The sequence below is a fragment of the Helicobacter sp. 11S03491-1 genome (genome assembly GCF_002272835.1).
Classification (GTDB): Bacteria; Campylobacterota; Campylobacteria; order Campylobacterales; family Helicobacteraceae; genus Helicobacter_J.
On the sequence record NZ_MLAO01000001.1, the window covers coordinates 189,905 to 206,086 of the forward strand.

10 protein-coding genes are annotated in these 16,182 nt (G+C 36.4%); 3 read left to right on the forward strand and 7 right to left on the reverse strand.

Going from position 1 to position 16,182, the window contains the following annotated elements; all coding sequences use genetic code 11:
- From fliH to BKH45_RS00910, 7 genes are all read right to left on the reverse strand, one after another.
- The gene (gene fliH / locus BKH45_RS00880) at nucleotides 1-828 is read right to left on the reverse strand and encodes a flagellar assembly protein FliH (protein WP_180675553.1); all 828 of its coding nucleotides are present in this window, start codon (nucleotides 826-828) and stop codon (nucleotides 1-3) included.
- On the reverse strand, nucleotides 815-1,846 hold the full coding sequence (gene fliG, locus BKH45_RS00885; protein ID WP_095273583.1) for a flagellar motor switch protein FliG: 1,032 nt from the start codon (nucleotides 1,844-1,846) through the stop codon (nucleotides 815-817). Before fliG ends, fliH begins: the two co-directional genes overlap by 14 nt.
- A 9-nt stretch (nucleotides 1,847-1,855) precedes the next feature.
- Nucleotides 1,856-3,556, reverse strand: coding sequence for a flagellar basal-body MS-ring/collar protein FliF (gene fliF / locus BKH45_RS00890; RefSeq protein WP_095273584.1), 1,701 nt, complete (start codon nucleotides 3,554-3,556; stop codon nucleotides 1,856-1,858).
- Between the two features lie 31 nt (nucleotides 3,557-3,587).
- Nucleotides 3,588-4,703 carry a histidinol-phosphate transaminase gene (gene hisC / locus BKH45_RS00895; RefSeq protein WP_095273585.1) on the reverse strand — a complete coding sequence of 372 codons (1,116 nt, stop codon included), beginning with the start codon at nucleotides 4,701-4,703 and terminating at the stop codon, nucleotides 3,588-3,590.
- A 265-nt stretch (nucleotides 4,704-4,968) separates the two neighbouring features.
- Nucleotides 4,969-6,087, reverse strand: coding sequence for an alanine dehydrogenase (ald, locus tag BKH45_RS00900; RefSeq protein ID WP_095273586.1), 1,119 nt, complete (start codon nucleotides 6,085-6,087; stop codon nucleotides 4,969-4,971).
- A gap of 43 nt (nucleotides 6,088-6,130) precedes the next feature.
- The gene (locus tag BKH45_RS00905) at nucleotides 6,131-7,465 is read right to left on the reverse strand and encodes an amidohydrolase family protein (RefSeq protein ID WP_180675555.1); all 1,335 of its coding nucleotides are present in this window, start codon (nucleotides 7,463-7,465) and stop codon (nucleotides 6,131-6,133) included.
- A 45-nt stretch (nucleotides 7,466-7,510) separates the two neighbouring features.
- Complete coding sequence (locus BKH45_RS00910) at nucleotides 7,511-8,845, reverse strand: amidohydrolase family protein (RefSeq protein ID WP_180675555.1); 1,335 nt, start codon at nucleotides 8,843-8,845, stop codon at nucleotides 7,511-7,513.
- Nucleotides 8,846-9,223: 378 nt separating this feature from the next.
- Here BKH45_RS00910 and BKH45_RS00915 point away from each other — a divergent pair, with 378 nt between their 5' ends.
- The 3 genes from BKH45_RS00915 to BKH45_RS00925 all read left to right on the forward strand — a co-directional run bounded on the left by BKH45_RS00915 (nucleotide 9,224) and on the right by BKH45_RS00925 (nucleotide 16,159).
- The gene (locus BKH45_RS00915; protein WP_095273588.1) at nucleotides 9,224-10,714 is read left to right on the forward strand and encodes an alanine/glycine:cation symporter family protein; all 1,491 of its coding nucleotides are present in this window, start codon (nucleotides 9,224-9,226) and stop codon (nucleotides 10,712-10,714) included.
- 44 nt (nucleotides 10,715-10,758) lie between these two features.
- A complete protein-coding gene (locus BKH45_RS00920) occupies nucleotides 10,759-12,201 on the forward strand; it encodes an amidase (RefSeq protein ID WP_095273589.1) in 1,443 nt (480 codons plus the stop codon).
- 415 nt (nucleotides 12,202-12,616) lie between these two features.
- A complete protein-coding gene (locus BKH45_RS00925) occupies nucleotides 12,617-16,159 on the forward strand; it encodes a proline dehydrogenase family protein (RefSeq protein WP_095273590.1) in 3,543 nt (1,180 codons plus the stop codon).
- Nucleotides 16,160-16,182: the final 23 nt, after the last annotated feature.

The following is a 16,182-nucleotide window of genomic DNA, read 5'->3' on the forward strand; positions in this document are numbered from 1 at the left end:
TCAGACCTTCAAATTATCCAATACACTTTGTTTAAGCGCCTTATAACGCGCCATGATATTGCCATCAATATTGCCATTGCTACACGCAATAATAACACCACCCTTCAAAATAGCATCATCTGCTTCAAGTTTAATTTTATGGGAATCTTTGAGATTCTCATTTAAATAAGGATAATCAATGCTATTGACTTTGATATGAATATCTGTTGCATCAACAATACCCCCTAAAAGCTCTTTTGCTAAAGCAAGCGCAACCTTTTGACTATTGGTATCGATCTCTTTAATAATCACTTCTTTAGCAATATCTACGGCAATCCCACTTAACTCCTTCTCAAGCGTTTCAAGATGAGTTTGAGATTTTTGCATTTCTTTATCAAGAGTAATAACAGATTGAATCAATGTGGCTTTTTGTTTTTCAATCTCATCAAACATTTCTTTTTTTGTCTTTTCTTCTCCTTCTCTCAAGCCATCTTTATAGGCATCGCTTCTTGCTAAAGCCACCCTTTCTTCAATCTCAAGTTGTTGTTTTTCAAATTGAATTTGCAATTTAGCAAGATTGCTTGAGAGTTCATCTGTCTTTTGTAATAGCCTTTCAATTAAATCTCTTTCCAATGAAGAACCTCCGGATTTTTTTATCTCTTGAGATTCCTTAAGAGAAGCATCTACATTCAAAGACGTAATAGGAATAGGAGTTTCAACCACAGGAATTTCTTCAAAATCTTCTAAAGTATTTTTAGCAATTGATTTGAATTCATACTTCTGGACATTATGTTTAGAAAGATCAGTTTTTGCGATCAAATTATCTTCTTCAAAGTTACTCAACAACATCTTCCTCCTCTCCAATTTGTATCAACCCTTGTTCAGACAATGATTGGACAACTTCAACAATCTTTCGTTGAGCGCTTTCAACATCTTTGACTTTTACTGCGCCCAAGAATTGCATTTCTTCAACAAATTGTTCACTGGCACGTGTGCTCATATTATCCAAGAACTTTTGTTTAAGTTCATCAGGAGAAGATTTCAAAGCAAGGATTAAGTCCTTTTTATCAGCAATTTTTAAAATCTCTCGGATAGCATTTTTATCAAGTTTAGAAATGTCTTCAAATGTAAACATCATTTCTTTAATCTCACTGGCTAATTGCTCATCAATTTGTTCAATATAAGATATAGTAGCTTTAGCTGCTTTTTGTCCCAATCGATTAAACATCTCAGCAACAGCCCTAGGACCTCCAACTTCAACCTTATAACTTGTAAGAGATTCAAGTTTATTCTCCAAAACAGTTGAGACTCTTTTGACTACATTCGGGGAGATGTCCCCAAGATTAGCCATCCTGATAGAAATTTCCGCTCGCATATCATCTTGAAAATAACCCAAAGTTTCAGCAGCACTTGAAGAATCCATATGAGCGAGGATAAGCGCAATTGTTTGAGGGTGCTCATTGACAATAAAATCTGCAAGTTGTTGGGGTCTGATTTTCATCAAATAAGAGAAGTTCTTTGCAGACTGCATGCTTTTGGCTAATTTATCTAAAACCTTTTTAGCTTCTTCAGGTCCTAAAGTCTTATTCAATAATTCTCTTGCATAATCCAACCCACCGCTATTGATATACTGATTGGATTGAAAAATAGCATAAAATTCTTCCAACACTGCCCCACCAATGACTTTATCTGTGCCATTGAGTTGCATAATCTGACGGCTGATTTCTGTGATACTCTCAATATCTAAGTGTCTAAAAACTTCACTTGTTGTCTCTTCCCCTACTTGTATGAGTAAAATAGCAATTTTCTCTGCCATAGAAAGTTCATCATACTGGGCTCTTTGTTTTGGCGTGAGTTTTGTAGCCATTATCTACTCCTATCCCCTACCCTCAGGGGCAATTTCATCTTTAATCAAAGTCTTGAACAAAGCAGCAATTTCTTCGGGTTTTTCTTCAATGCTGGATTTAATTTTTTCAAGTAAAACATCATATTTTACTTCATCTTCACTAAAATTATCTCCAATCCCCAATTGATCTTCAATACGCTTACGCATTTCGCTAAATTTATTCAAATCAGTATCATCTTCATCGTTAATCTCAAACAATGATTCGACTTTATCTTCTTCGTTTTCTTGTATCTCAAGCATTCGTTCTGCAAAAGGCGAAATAACTTTTTTGTAAAAAATAAAAATTACTACTGCCACAAGCAGGTATTTCAAAAGTGGCATAAAAGGACCCAGATATTTCTCAACTGTCAAAGAAAATTTTTCGAACCTATCTAATGGCACGTAGTTATCAGCTTTTGCATCAAATTCAAAGTTACTTACCGTAACATTATCCCCCCGACTCTGATTATAACCAATAGCCTGTCTGACCAAAGAATCAATTTTATGCATTTCATCTTCATTTAAAGGGATATATTCCAGAGTTTCTACGCCATCTTTGGTAACTTTTTTATACCTGCCATCGACCACGACAGCCGCGCTCAGACGAGACAATACCCCAAATTCTCCTTTAATCTCACTGACAGTTTTACCTACTTCGTAGTTAGTTGTATTTTGAGATTTTTCATATTTTTCTTTTAGTTTTTCATCTTCCAACCCTTGCACAGGTCCTATATTGCTTACTGCTCCGGGAACTCCTCCAACTTGTTTGGGTTGGCCGCCTTCTCTTTTTTCTTCAAGATTTTGCTCACTACGCACGACATTATTAGGATCATAAGTTTCTTTTGTGCTCTTTTTTTGTGCAAAATCAAAATCAGCATTCACCCGTGCAACAACCTTATCACCACCCCCTACAACCGGTGAAAGGATATTGATAATTTTATTTTCTAAAATATTTTCAAAATTTTGTTTATATTTAAGTTGTGTAGCAGCAAGCTCTTTAGAAGTGCTAAAATCATCCCCTTCTCCCAGTGGTTCTCCATTTTCATCTACAAGCTTAACATTTTCAGGAGTCAGTTTTGTAACCGAAGCGGCTACAAGATTTTTAATCCCCATGATTTGAGCAGGCGTCAAACGCATATTAGGTTTGATTTTTAACATTACAGAGGCAGTAGGGGGAACTTCTTTGCTAACAAACACTGTATCTTTAGGGATTGCAATATGGACATTAGCTTTTTGAATTGGATTGAGACTCTCAATCGTGCGTGAAAGCTCTCCTTCTGTAGCACGTATGAATTTAATTTTTTGATCAAAATCAGTTGCTCCAAAATCTTTCACATCAAAAATTTCAAACCCGACTTTACTTGTTTTGGGAATTCCCTTTGTAGCTAGTGCAATCCTCTCTTCATAGACCCTATCTCTAGGGATAAGAATTGTATCATCTCTTGGAACTTTATAAGGGATTTGATTTTGTTGAAGGTATTGCAACACCAAGGCATTATCACTGGGATTCATTCCCTCAAACAAAACAGCATAATTCCCCTTTGCATAATCTTTTCCTCCTATGGGAAAAACTAACAAAAATACAAGAAAACTGACTGTTAAAACACTCGTAGCAATAATAATTATCTTTTGTTTTTTATTGAGTTTGGAAAAAAGTCCGGTAGCTTGCCTAAGTAGTGCTTTGATATCCAATTTTATCCTCTTAAATTTCTATTTATTTTAATCAATGCTGAGACCTTCTGTGATCTAAAAATTCTTCAATCAGTTCAAAAACTCTGTGATTTTGATCGGGTTTGCCAATAGTGATCCTAACAGCATTCATGCCATAGGATTTGAGATTTCTGATAATTACCCCTTTTTGCAAAAGCCAATCACATAATTGCGTGCTCGAAAAATTATCATTCAAAATAAAAGTAATAAAATTGGTCCATGAAGGGATAAAATCAATCGCATTTTTTTTGGCAAAATCTTCATATTTTTGCATTTCTTTTAAAGTTGCATGAACGGAGTTTTTAACAAATTCTTCATCTTTAAGTGCGCTAATAGCAGCTTCCAGACTCAAAATACCAATATTGAAAGGAGGACGAATTTTATGCAAAATTTTAATAATTTCATCTGATGCAAGCCCATAACCCACACGCATACCACCCAATCCATAAGCTTTAGAAAATGTGCCTAAATAAATAACATTTTTAAATTTTTCAAGGATCTCTGCAGGGTTGATCGCTTTATTTTTATCCTTAGCTTGAGCAAACTCTTGATAAGCCCCATCAATAACTACCAAAGTATCCGGGCTTGTTTGGGAAATAAACTCATACACTTGGTTTTTATCCAAACATTCCCCAAGAGGATTATTAGGCACACACAAAAACACAACTTCCGGGAGATGGAGTTTATATAATTGTATGAATTCAGAAATATTGTGGCTATGGCTAGGGGTTTTGATAATTTTTGCACCTACTTGCTTGGCATAGATCTCATACATTGCAAAAGTTGTTTTTGCCATCAAAACCGAACTTTTTTGATTGCATTTAGCATGAAGACAAAATTCAATTATTTGATCACTCCCTGAACCAATGATAATATTTTCAGATTTTAAGGCATATTTTTGGGCTAACCCGGCTTTGAGCTCAAACATTGAATCATCCGGATAAAGACTAACTTTTTTTATATTTTCTTCAATAGCTGCACTTGCCTTTGGAGAGCAACCATAAGGATTTTCATTACTGGCTAGTTTAATAATATGATTTGGATCAATCCCAAACTCTCTCACAAGAAGTTCAATAGGTTTTCCTGCTTCATAAACAACAATATTTGCCAACTCGCGGTTAAAATTCATCAAAGCCTTTCTTGCTAAAAATTTTTGTGTAGATTGTATCTAAAATCACATAAAATTTAAAACATTTAAGAACATATTTTTATAGCAAAAACTCAATAAAAATAAAAAAATAAATTTTATTGCACGAAAAAAGATGAGTTTTTTTCCTATCTTTGGACAAATAACTTAAAAAAATATTATAAACAAGGGTCTTATCCTCCAAATTCTAAAAATAAAAATTCTAAAAATTTTTCACAATACTTCTTAGAGACAAGCTCTAAGAGACTCAATGAATGAGTGTTTTTGCATCTACATAAGGCAACCCAAAAGCATCTGCGACTGTTTTGAGACCAATTTTACCATCATAAGCGTTAAGCCCCATCAAAGCGCCAGGCATTTTAAGCATTTCTCTCCAACCTTCATTAGCAATACTTAAAACATAAGGCATGGACTCATTAGAATAACAAATACTTGAGGTTCTCGCAACAACTCCGGGCATATTAGGCACCCCGTAGTGCAAAATACCATCTACAAAATAAGTAGGGTTATCATGTGTAGTTTGATGGATAGTTTCAATACAACCTCCCAAATCACAAGCTACATCTACAATCACCCCACCGGGATTCATTAATTTCAAATGCTCACGCTTGATAACTTTAGGGGTTTGAGTAGCTGTTACTAAAACTGCTCCTACAATACCATCAGCGCCATTAAGTGCTGTTCTAATCCCTTCTTCAGAAGCATAAAGAAGTTTAACTTTATTCTCAATCACCAATGGATGAGTAGCTACTTTATGCATATCAACATCAAGTACCCATACATCTGCCCCCATTCCTACAAGAGTTTTTGCAGCATTCATGCCCACTACACCCCCTCCAACTACAACAACTCTAGCAGGAGGGACACCCGCACACCCACCAATCAAAATACCTCTGCCTCCTTTTTGGGTGCAAAAATATTCTGCTACAAGTTGAGCAGCAAGCTTTCCGGCTACTTCACTCATAGGGGCTAAAATTGGATAATTATTTTTAGGTCCCGGTATCGTTTCCCCGCAAATTGAAGTTACTTTTGATTTTACCAAAGCTTGGGCTAATTCCTTTGAATATGCCAAATCCAAAAAGCTATACAAAATCATATCTTTACGCAAATAATGATATTCATCTTCTAAGGGCTCTTTACATTTGATAAGCAATTCAGATTTTTCCCATACATTTTTAGGATCTGCAATAATCTCTGCTCCGGCTTCTTGATACATATTATCTGTGAAGCCAATAGCCTCACCCAAACCTTTTTGCACTAAAATTTGATGTTTAAGATTGGATTTTTTCAATCTTTCTACGTCTGAAGGGATAAGCCCCACCCTATGTTCATGGTTCATTGTTTCTTTTGGAATACCTATAATCATAACAATCCTTTTTTTTGTAATTTAAGTTTTATTTATACAACACTTATGCAAGAATATTTTTAACCACATCACCATCTTTGATAATCAGATGAAATTTATCTTCATATTCATAGATCAATTTGAAATCTTGGAGTACATTGCCATCAACAACAATCAAATCTGCCCAAGCTCCCGGTTGGATAACTCCTATCTTACCATCTATATAAGGGTTTCTTTCCCCACTCATTCCAAGTAATTTTGCATTTCCTGAAGTTGCCATTCTGAGGGCATCTAAAGCGCCTAAAACCTCCGAAAAGAGGTAAAGACTATAATTCTGACCACTTGCAGCATGAGGTGAGAATAAAAAATCTGTCCCAAAAGCATAATTACATTTATTTTTGATTGCATATTGGAGGACTTTTCTCCATTTACGATCTAAAATTGCTCCTTTGGGACTTAGAGGTTTAGGCCAATATTGATTGGTCTCCATTGCTTGAGTGCTTAGCCACACTCCCTTATCTGCCATTTTTTTGATTGTTTTTTCACCGGCTAATTGTCCATGTTCAATTGATAAAATCCCTGCATCCACAGCACGATTAATCCCAACATCCGAATAAACATGAGCGCATACATAAGTTCCCCAGCTAGAGGCAGCTTGAACAGCAGCTTTCATTTCTTCCGGGCTAAATTGGAGGGAATCCATCGGATCAAATTCACTGATAACTCCTCCCCCCGCACCAATCTTAATCTGACTGGCTCCTTTTTTGAGTTGCCATCTCACAGCTGTTAAAACTTCACTCACACCATCAGCAATAACAAAATCACCTCTTTGCTCCATAGGCACTTGTGTCCCTCCATAAAATGTCGGGGCATCCGTAATGGGTTTCATATCCCCATGCCCTGCAGTTTGGGATATAAATGCGCCACTAGGGAAAATTCTGGGTCCTGAAATGATTTTCTCATCAATAGCTTTTTTGATTCCAAATACTCCTCCGGCCATATCTCTTATGGTGGTAAAGCCTCTTAAAACTGTTTTTTTAGCTTCTTTTACAGCCGCAGCTACCAATAACCCGTCATCAGGTAAATTATAAGCACTCATAGGAGCAGCTGCGAGCATCGTATGCCAATGAGCATCTAAAAGACCGGGCATTAAAAATTTCCCTTTGATGTCTATTATCTGAGCATCAGAAGGAGCTTTGATACCGGGAGCTACTTGTGTGATCTTGTTATTTTTAATTAAGATATCTTGAAGTCCTTTTAATTGATTGTATCCATCAAAAACAACGGCATTTTTAATTAAAATATTTTTATCTTGAGGTTTTTTTTCAGATCCAAAACCCAAACTTATCCCTAACCCTACAGCCCCCATACCTGCAATGGCTTTTCTTCTTGTCATCATCATTGAATCCTTTTTTTTGTAATTTAAGTTTTATTTATACAACACTTATGCAAGAATATTTTTAACCACATCACCATCTTTGATAATCAGATGAAATTTATCTTCATATTCATAGATCAATTTGAAATCTTGGAGTACATTGCCATCAACAACAATCAAATCTGCCCAAGCTCCCGGTTGGATAACTCCTATCTTACCATCTATATAAGGGTTTCTTTCCCCACTCATTCCAAGTAATTTTGCATTTCCTGAAGTTGCCATTCTGAGGGCATCTAAAGCGCCTAAAACCTCCGAAAAGAGGTAAAGACTATAATTCTGACCACTTGCAGCATGAGGTGAGAATAAAAAATCTGTCCCAAAAGCATAATTACATTTATTTTTGATTGCATATTGGAGGACTTTTCTCCATTTACGATCTAAAATTGCTCCTTTGGGACTTAGAGGTTTAGGCCAATATTGATTGGTCTCCATTGCTTGAGTGCTTAGCCACACTCCCTTATCTGCCATTTTTTTGATTGTTTTTTCACCGGCTAATTGTCCATGTTCAATTGATAAAATCCCTGCATCCACAGCACGATTAATCCCAACATCCGAATAAACATGAGCGCATACATAAGTTCCCCAGCTAGAGGCAGCTTGAACAGCAGCTTTCATTTCTTCCGGGCTAAATTGGAGGGAATCCATCGGATCAAATTCACTGATAACTCCTCCCCCCGCACCAATCTTAATCTGACTGGCTCCTTTTTTGAGTTGCCATCTCACAGCTGTTAAAACTTCACTCACACCATCAGCAATAACAAAATCACCTCTTTGCTCCATAGGCACTTGTGTCCCTCCATAAAATGTCGGGGCATCCGTAATGGGTTTCATATCCCCATGCCCTGCAGTTTGGGATATAAATGCGCCACTAGGGAAAATTCTGGGTCCTGAAATGATTTTCTCATCAATAGCTTTTTTGATTCCAAATACTCCTCCGGCCATATCTCTTATGGTGGTAAAGCCTCTTAAAACTGTTTTTTTAGCTTCTTTTACAGCCGCAGCTACCAATAACCCGTCATCAGGTAAATTATAAGCACTCATAGGAGCAGCTGCGAGCATCGTATGCCAATGAGCATCTAAAAGACCGGGCATTAAAAATTTCCCTTTGATGTCTATTATCTGAGCATCAGAAGGAGCTTTGATACCGGGAGCTACTTGTGTGATCTTGTTATTTTTAATTAAGATATCTTGAAGTCCTTTTAATTGATTGTATCCATCAAAAACAACGGCATTTTTAATTAAAATATTTTTATCTTGAGGTTTTTTTTCAGATCCAAAACCCAAACTTATCCCTAACCCTACAGCCCCCATACCTGCAATGGCTTTTCTTCTTGTCATCATCATTGAATCCTTTTTAAAATATTTCTATAATCAACTTGAATATGGTATTCTTCAAGCTTTAATGCAAAACAAATATATCAAAAATATTTATTTTTATCAAATAACTATCTAATACTTTCTTCATAATATAACAAATTGCTATTTATTTTTAAATTTAAAAATAATACCTTTAATTTTTTCATGTAAATTTTCATCAAATATAGAGGGCTTTTCAAAGCACTCTTAATCCTGTTTTTAAAAATATTAATGAGTATAAAAGTAACAAATAAAAATATTTTCATGGTATTTTAGAAATATAAATAGCATAAAAATAAATATTATTTGTAGAATAAAAAAAGATAAGAAATTATAACTTTAATTTAATCTTAAAGGAACATTATGGGAATAGAAAATATTGGAAAGTTTGATTTTATAAGCGTTGTTTCCGATTTTATAAGCAATGCAGATAATTTTATTTGGGGTTATTATTTAGTCGTACTTCTTCTTCTGGCCGGGATTTACTATAGTTTTAAGTTAGGTTTTCCTCAAGTGGTGCTCACAAAAGATGCCTTCCATGTCATCACAGAAAGAGACGCCAATGCCAAAGGCAACAAAGATCATATATCCCCCTATCAAGCCCTCATGATCTCCATGGGGACTCGAGTAGGGATGGGGACCATCGTAGGGATGGCTGTCGCTGTTGTGTTGGGAGGTCCCGGAGCTATATTTTGGATATGGGTGGCTGCTTTTTTAAACGGATCGATTGCTATTGCTGAGAATACTCTGGGACAAATTTATAAAAGCAAAGATGGAGGGGCATTTAAAGGCGGTCCTGCTTATTACTTGACCAAAGGACTCCACGCCAAAAAAACGGCTATTTTATATAGCGTGGTAACAATACTGATTGGATGGGCTTTTATTGGACTCTACAGTTACATTATTTATAGCTCCTTTGAAGCCTACCCTATAGCCCAAACAACAAATAATCTCAGTATTTATATAGGAATTTGTTTAGCCATATTTTCCGGCATTATGTTTTTTGGCGGGGGGCGTTATATTGCTAAATTTACAAGTTATGTTACTCCTTTTATGGCAGGACTTTTTCTTATTATTGCCTGTATCAGTATTGGTATGCACTACACCAAAACTCTGTATGTTATCAAAGAAGTTTTTTCAAGCGCCTTTGATTTTAAAACAATCTTTGGAGGATTCGCCGGAAGTGTGGTCGTTATCGGGATAAAAAGAGGACTTTTTGCCAATGAAGCAGGTTTAGGATCTGTCCCGGGAGCATCTTCATCAGCCCATACAAGCCATCCCGTCAAACAAGGTATCGTGCAAGCTTTTTGTGTGTTTATTGATACCGTCATTGCCACATTAACTGTATTTTTTATCCTTTTTAGCGACGTTTATACTCAAGGAGTTACAAACGCTTCCGGAGAAAGACTTACAGATATGCCTCTTGTGCAAGCGGCTATGAAAGAAAGTTTTGGGATATGGGGAGATTATTATATCACCTTCTTGATTGTTGTTTTAACAGCGACAGTTATCATTGGAGCCTATTATGTAGGACAAATGAATGTCAAATACCTCAAGGACAACCCTATTGTCTTGTTTTTGTATCGTGTGATTACTATTGTGATTGTTTATGTGGGGGCACAAGCCTCATCGACACTTGCTTGGGGAACAGCAAATGTCGTGATGGGTATTGGGGCAACTATTAACATCATCGCCATCTTTTTGCTGGCCAATGTAGTCAAAATTGCCCTCAAAGACTACGTTTCACAAAGGAAAAAGGGGATAGAACCCACCTTTAATGCCAAAAAACTCGGCATTAAAAATGCCGAATGCTGGGACAGTGATGATGGTGATCGAAATAAAATAATTAGATAAGTAAAAACCATAAAAATACCAATTTTAAACTTTAAGGAAAAAAAATGAATTTTAATCGAGAAAAAGAAATACAAAAAACTCTTCCAACCTCCCCTATTTGGCAGTGGAGTGCCACAGATGTCGCACTGGGCATCAGGCATCAAGCCATTAGCTCTACAGAGGCTACTCTCAGCGTGCTTGACAGAATAGAAAAAATCAACCCCAAACTCAATGCTATTATCAACTTGATGAAAGAAAAAGCACTCAAACAGGCTAAACAAGCTGATGATCTCATCGCTCAAGGCATTATTCTCTCTCCATTACATGGCGTCCCTGTAACTATCAAAGATAACGTAGATGTCAAAGGAGAAAGAAACACTAACGGAGGGATTTTCAAAGAGAGAATTTGCCAAGGTGACAGCACCATTGCTACTAATTTTAATGCTGCAGGATGTGTAACCATCGGAATGACCAATCTTCCTGAGTTTGCTATCAGGTGGTTTAGCGAAAACCCTCTTTTTGGAAGGACACTCAACCCATGGGATGACTCTCTCACACCCGGGGGAAGCAGTGGGGGGGCTGCTGCAGCAGTAGGGAGCGGGATGTGTTTTATCGGGCATGGGAATGATATAGGGGGATCTATCCGTTACCCGGCTTATGCTTGTGGCGTGGTAGGATTGCGACCTACATGGGGCAGAATCCCCCAATTTGATCCAAGCAGTCCCGGAGGGAGAACATTTGCAAGCGAGTTTTTTTCTATTGAAGGACCTTTGGCAAGAAATGTCCAAGATATCCGATTGGGTCTGGAAGTCCTCTCCAAAGGCAGTCTTTATGATCAAGTTTGGGTCCCTGCCCCACTCACTTATGATGATTGCAGGATTAAAAGAGTCGCCCTGGTAACTCAAATTGATGGGATGGAAATTCAACCGTCCATCAAAGAAAATCTTATCAAGACAGCTAAATGGCTTCAAGAAGATGGTTATATTGTCGAAGAAATCAAACTTCCGGATTTTAATATCGCTGCGGAAGTATGGGGTAAGATCCTTATTGCCGAGAAAACAACCATGATAGGTCATTATATTGATGATTATGGATCAAAAGATGTACAACAAGCTTGGAAGGGAATGGTGTATGGAGCCCCGGGCGCAAAAGATATGCGTGAATATATGTTAGGGATTGCTAAAAGAGATGAGCTTAGAAGAATTTATAATGAAATCTTAGATGTTTATCCTGTAATTATGCTGCCTGTATCAGGCAAAGAACCCTTCAAACATGGGGATGATTTAAGGGGCGATGATTATTTCAAAGAAGTTATTATGCCTGCACAAATCCCCTTGCTTGCCCTTGTATGTCTCAATTATCCCAGCATGAGTGTCCCTACGGGACTTAAAGATGGACATATCCCTCAAGGTGTGCAACTTTTTGCTTCTGATTACCGAGCTGATTTATGCTTGCAAGTAGCAGAAGATATTGAACGCCATGCGAAAATGCCTTTCAAGTTTGATTAATCCCGATTTACAAAGAGAAGGGGACAATCTTTAGCTTAACACAAAGAATAAGGGGTAGAAGATACCCCTCTGAAAATAATAATCCTTATATTATATTTCTTTTTATTTGCTTTGATACACGCTGCTTATTTTATCATCAAAAAATAGCAAGCAAAATAAATTAATTTTTAATATTTTTGTAAATTTATGATACTAAAAATATAGTAATGATTCTTATAAAAATAAATATTTTAATAATAATTTTTATAAATAACAATAATTAAGAATCCTCAAAAATAGCTTAAAATTACCCAATTATGTAGCATTTTTACACTTTTGAGTAAAAATTTTCATCTTATCTATCATTTTTATTAAAATTTTAAGAAAAAATTAAATATCTTATTAGCAAAATTCAAAATAAGTCGAGGATGAAAATATGGATCAACTAGTCTCTAAATCGCTTCAATTAGCAGAAACATTGCAAGAAAAAATTACTCAAAATATTTCTTCGGTAGAAAAAAAATTCCATAAAAAGATGCAAAAACTTTTAGAAAATCCTAAAAATAAAGTAATGCTCATTGAATTACTGGATAGGAGTTTTCGATGTTTTGACAACAAAGCCAGGTTTAATGAAATTGAATATATTTTAGGTAAATATGGAATTGCAGACTTTTTTTCCGCTTATGAAAAGTTTCTTTTAATGGCTTTTCTCTCTGCGGGGAAACTTGCACCTAATATGAGTGTGCCTTTCTTTGTAAATTATATTCGAGAAGATACCAAAACTATGGTATTAGATGAAGAAAAATCAAAACTTGATGCCCATATCATCAAAAGAGATGCCCAAGGCATCACTCTGAATGTCAATCTTATTGGAGAAGAAGTTTTGGGCGAAGCTGAATCTCACTACCGCATGCATAAATATGAAGATGCTCTAAAATCCAAGCATATCAAATACATTTCTATCAAAATCACTACAATTTTTTCACAAATTAATATCATTGATTTTGAATACTCAAAATCCGAAGTAGTCAAAAGATTAGATGCTCTCTATAGTATCGCTCAAGAATATGAGAAAAACCATGGTGTAGAGAAATTTATCAACTTAGACATGGAAGAGTTCAGGGACTTGGAATTAACAGTAGCTGCCTTTATGGAATCTATTGAAAAATTTGACATCAATGCAGGGATTGTTTTGCAAGCTTATATCCCTGATTCATTGATGTATCTGGAAAAACTCCATGCCTTTTCAAAAGAAAGGGTCAAATCCGGCAAACCTGCCATTAAAATCCGTTTCGTCAAGGGTGCCAATATGGAATCTGAAGAAACCATTGCTTCCCAAAAAGACTGGGCACTTCCCACTTTTGACAAAAAAATGGATACAGACTCCAACTATAACAAAATGCTTGATTTTGTCTTAAAAGGCGATAACTATAAATATATCAAGATTGGTATTGCTTCTCATAATATCTTTGAGATCGCTTATGCCTATACAAGAATCTATGAAAAAGGCGCTCAAGATAGCTTCACCTTTGAAATGCTGGAAGGAATGAGTTTGCAAGCATCTTATGAGCTTAGCCATATGCACAAACTTATTCTTTATGCGCCTGTTTGCAATGAAGAACATTTTAATAATGCCATTGCTTACCTGGTCCGAAGACTTGATGAAAATACCAGTGAAGATAACTTTATGAGATATTTTTTCAATCTCAAAGTAGGATCAAAAAATTGGGAAATTCAAAAACAACTCTTCCTAGACTCCTTGGCAAATGTCGCGAAGCTTGACAATTCTACCCATAGAACACAAAATCGTCTCCTCCCGCAAAGTGGCAAAAGCACTTATGATCACAAAACTTTTAGCAATGAAAGTGATACAGACTTCATCCTTGCTCACAACAGAGAATGGGCAAAAAATATTAAAGATAAATATCAAAATCTCTCTCCTTTAGAAATTTATCCGATTGCCGGAGACAAGCTTGAAGTTGAAGGCATGAAAAAAGTAGAAATATTTGACAAGATTGTCAATAAAAAAATTGCCACTATCCATAATGCGAACGAAAAAGCAATCAAACAAGTCCTCAACATCGCCAAAGAAGATAATAGCGGGTTCTCAAAAATGGATTCACATAAAATCCACAAGCTCCTCTCCCAAGTCGCACAAAAATTGCGTGAAAAAAGAGGTGATCTCATCGGTATAGCAGCTCTAGAAGTAGGCAAAACCTATGCAGAAACGGATGCAGAAGTCAGTGAAGCCATTGATTTTCTGGAATTTTATCCCTACAGCCTTCAAACCCTCAAAGATCAAAACCCACAAACAAATTTCGCCCCTAGAGGTATCGGGGTAGTGATCGCCCCATGGAATTTCCCTGTAGGTATCTCAGCAGGAACTATAGCAGCTCCTCTGGCAGCAGGGAATCGTGTAATATACAAACCCTCAAGCTTATCTGGTGTTACAGGTTATTTATTGTGTGAATGTTTCTGGGAAGCAGGCATCCCAAAAGATGCCCTCATCTATCTCCCCGCAAAAGGATCTGATATTAGCAAATATCTTTTGACAGATGAAGCTATCAGTTTCTCTGTCCTTACAGGTGGGGAAGATACTGCTTATAGAATGCTTGAAGCCAATCCTGCCCTCCTCCTCAGCGCAGAAACAGGAGGCAAGAATGCCACTATTGTTAGCAAAATGGCAGATAGAGACCAAGCTATCAAAAATATTATTCATTCAGCCTTTAGTAATTCAGGTCAAAAATGCTCCGCTACTTCCTTGCTTATTTTAGAAGAAGAAGTTTATAACGATGAAAACTTTAAGAAAACCTTTATTGATGCCGCTCAAAGCATGGCAGTAGGCGATCCTTTTGTTTTCAAAAACAAAATAGGCACTCTGGCAGACAAAGTTAATGACAAAGTCCAAAAAGCTATTGACTCCAAAGAAGATTATGAAGAGTGGCTGATTGAACCAAGTTTTGAAAACAAAAATCCTTACCTTATGAAACCGGCTATCAAGTATGGCACAAAAGAAGGAGACTATACTCACAAAACAGAACTTTTTGTACCTATCCTCTCTGTTATGTGCGCCAAAGACCTTCCCCATGCTATCTCTTTGGCAAATGCTACAGGTTATGGACTAACAAGCGCGTTAGAATCTTTGGATGAACGTGAATGGGATTATTATGTTGAACATATTGAAGCAGGGAATATCTATATTAACAAGCCCACAACAGGCGCTATTGTATTGCGCCAGCCCTTTGGCGGGATCAAAAAATCAGCCATTGGTTTTGGACGCAAAGTAGGGATATTTAACTATGTAACACAATTTATGAATATTTCTCAAAAAACCCCTGATGCTAACCTCTTGAGTTGCCCTATTTCCAAAAAACTGGAACAATTTACGCAATCTACAGGTCTCAACAAAGAGCAACAAGAAGCACTCAAAACAATTGTTGCTATGGCAAAAAGTTATGCTTATCATCATAAGCATGAATTTGAAACCAAAAAAGACTATGTTAATATCCGTGGTGAAGACAACTTATTCTCTTATACAAAAGTCAAATCTATCGGGTATCGTGTTACCAAAGAAGACAATTTGGTCGATATTATGGGCGTGATTATAGGGGCGAATACATGTCAAATCCCTCTTACTATAAGCATTGATTCCAGAGAAAGCAACCCTTATTTTGTTTTTATAGAACAAAATCTCACTAAAATGGGGCTCAAAGCCACTATCCATTACGAAAGTTCGGAAGAATTTGCAAAACAAATCTCTTCATTTGGACGTGTGCGATATTTTGCCAAACCGGACAAAGAAGACAACCTTTATCAAGCCGGCGCAGCTAATGCAATTATCATTGCCTCTTCAAAACCCCTTATCAATGGTCGTTTTGAGTTACTCTATTATCATTTGGAAAAATCTGTTAGTATATCTTATCATCGATATGGTAATCTCGGTGCTAGAGCTCTACAAAAAGGAGTTCAAAAAACATAACTTAATTTAACTTACAAAGGATA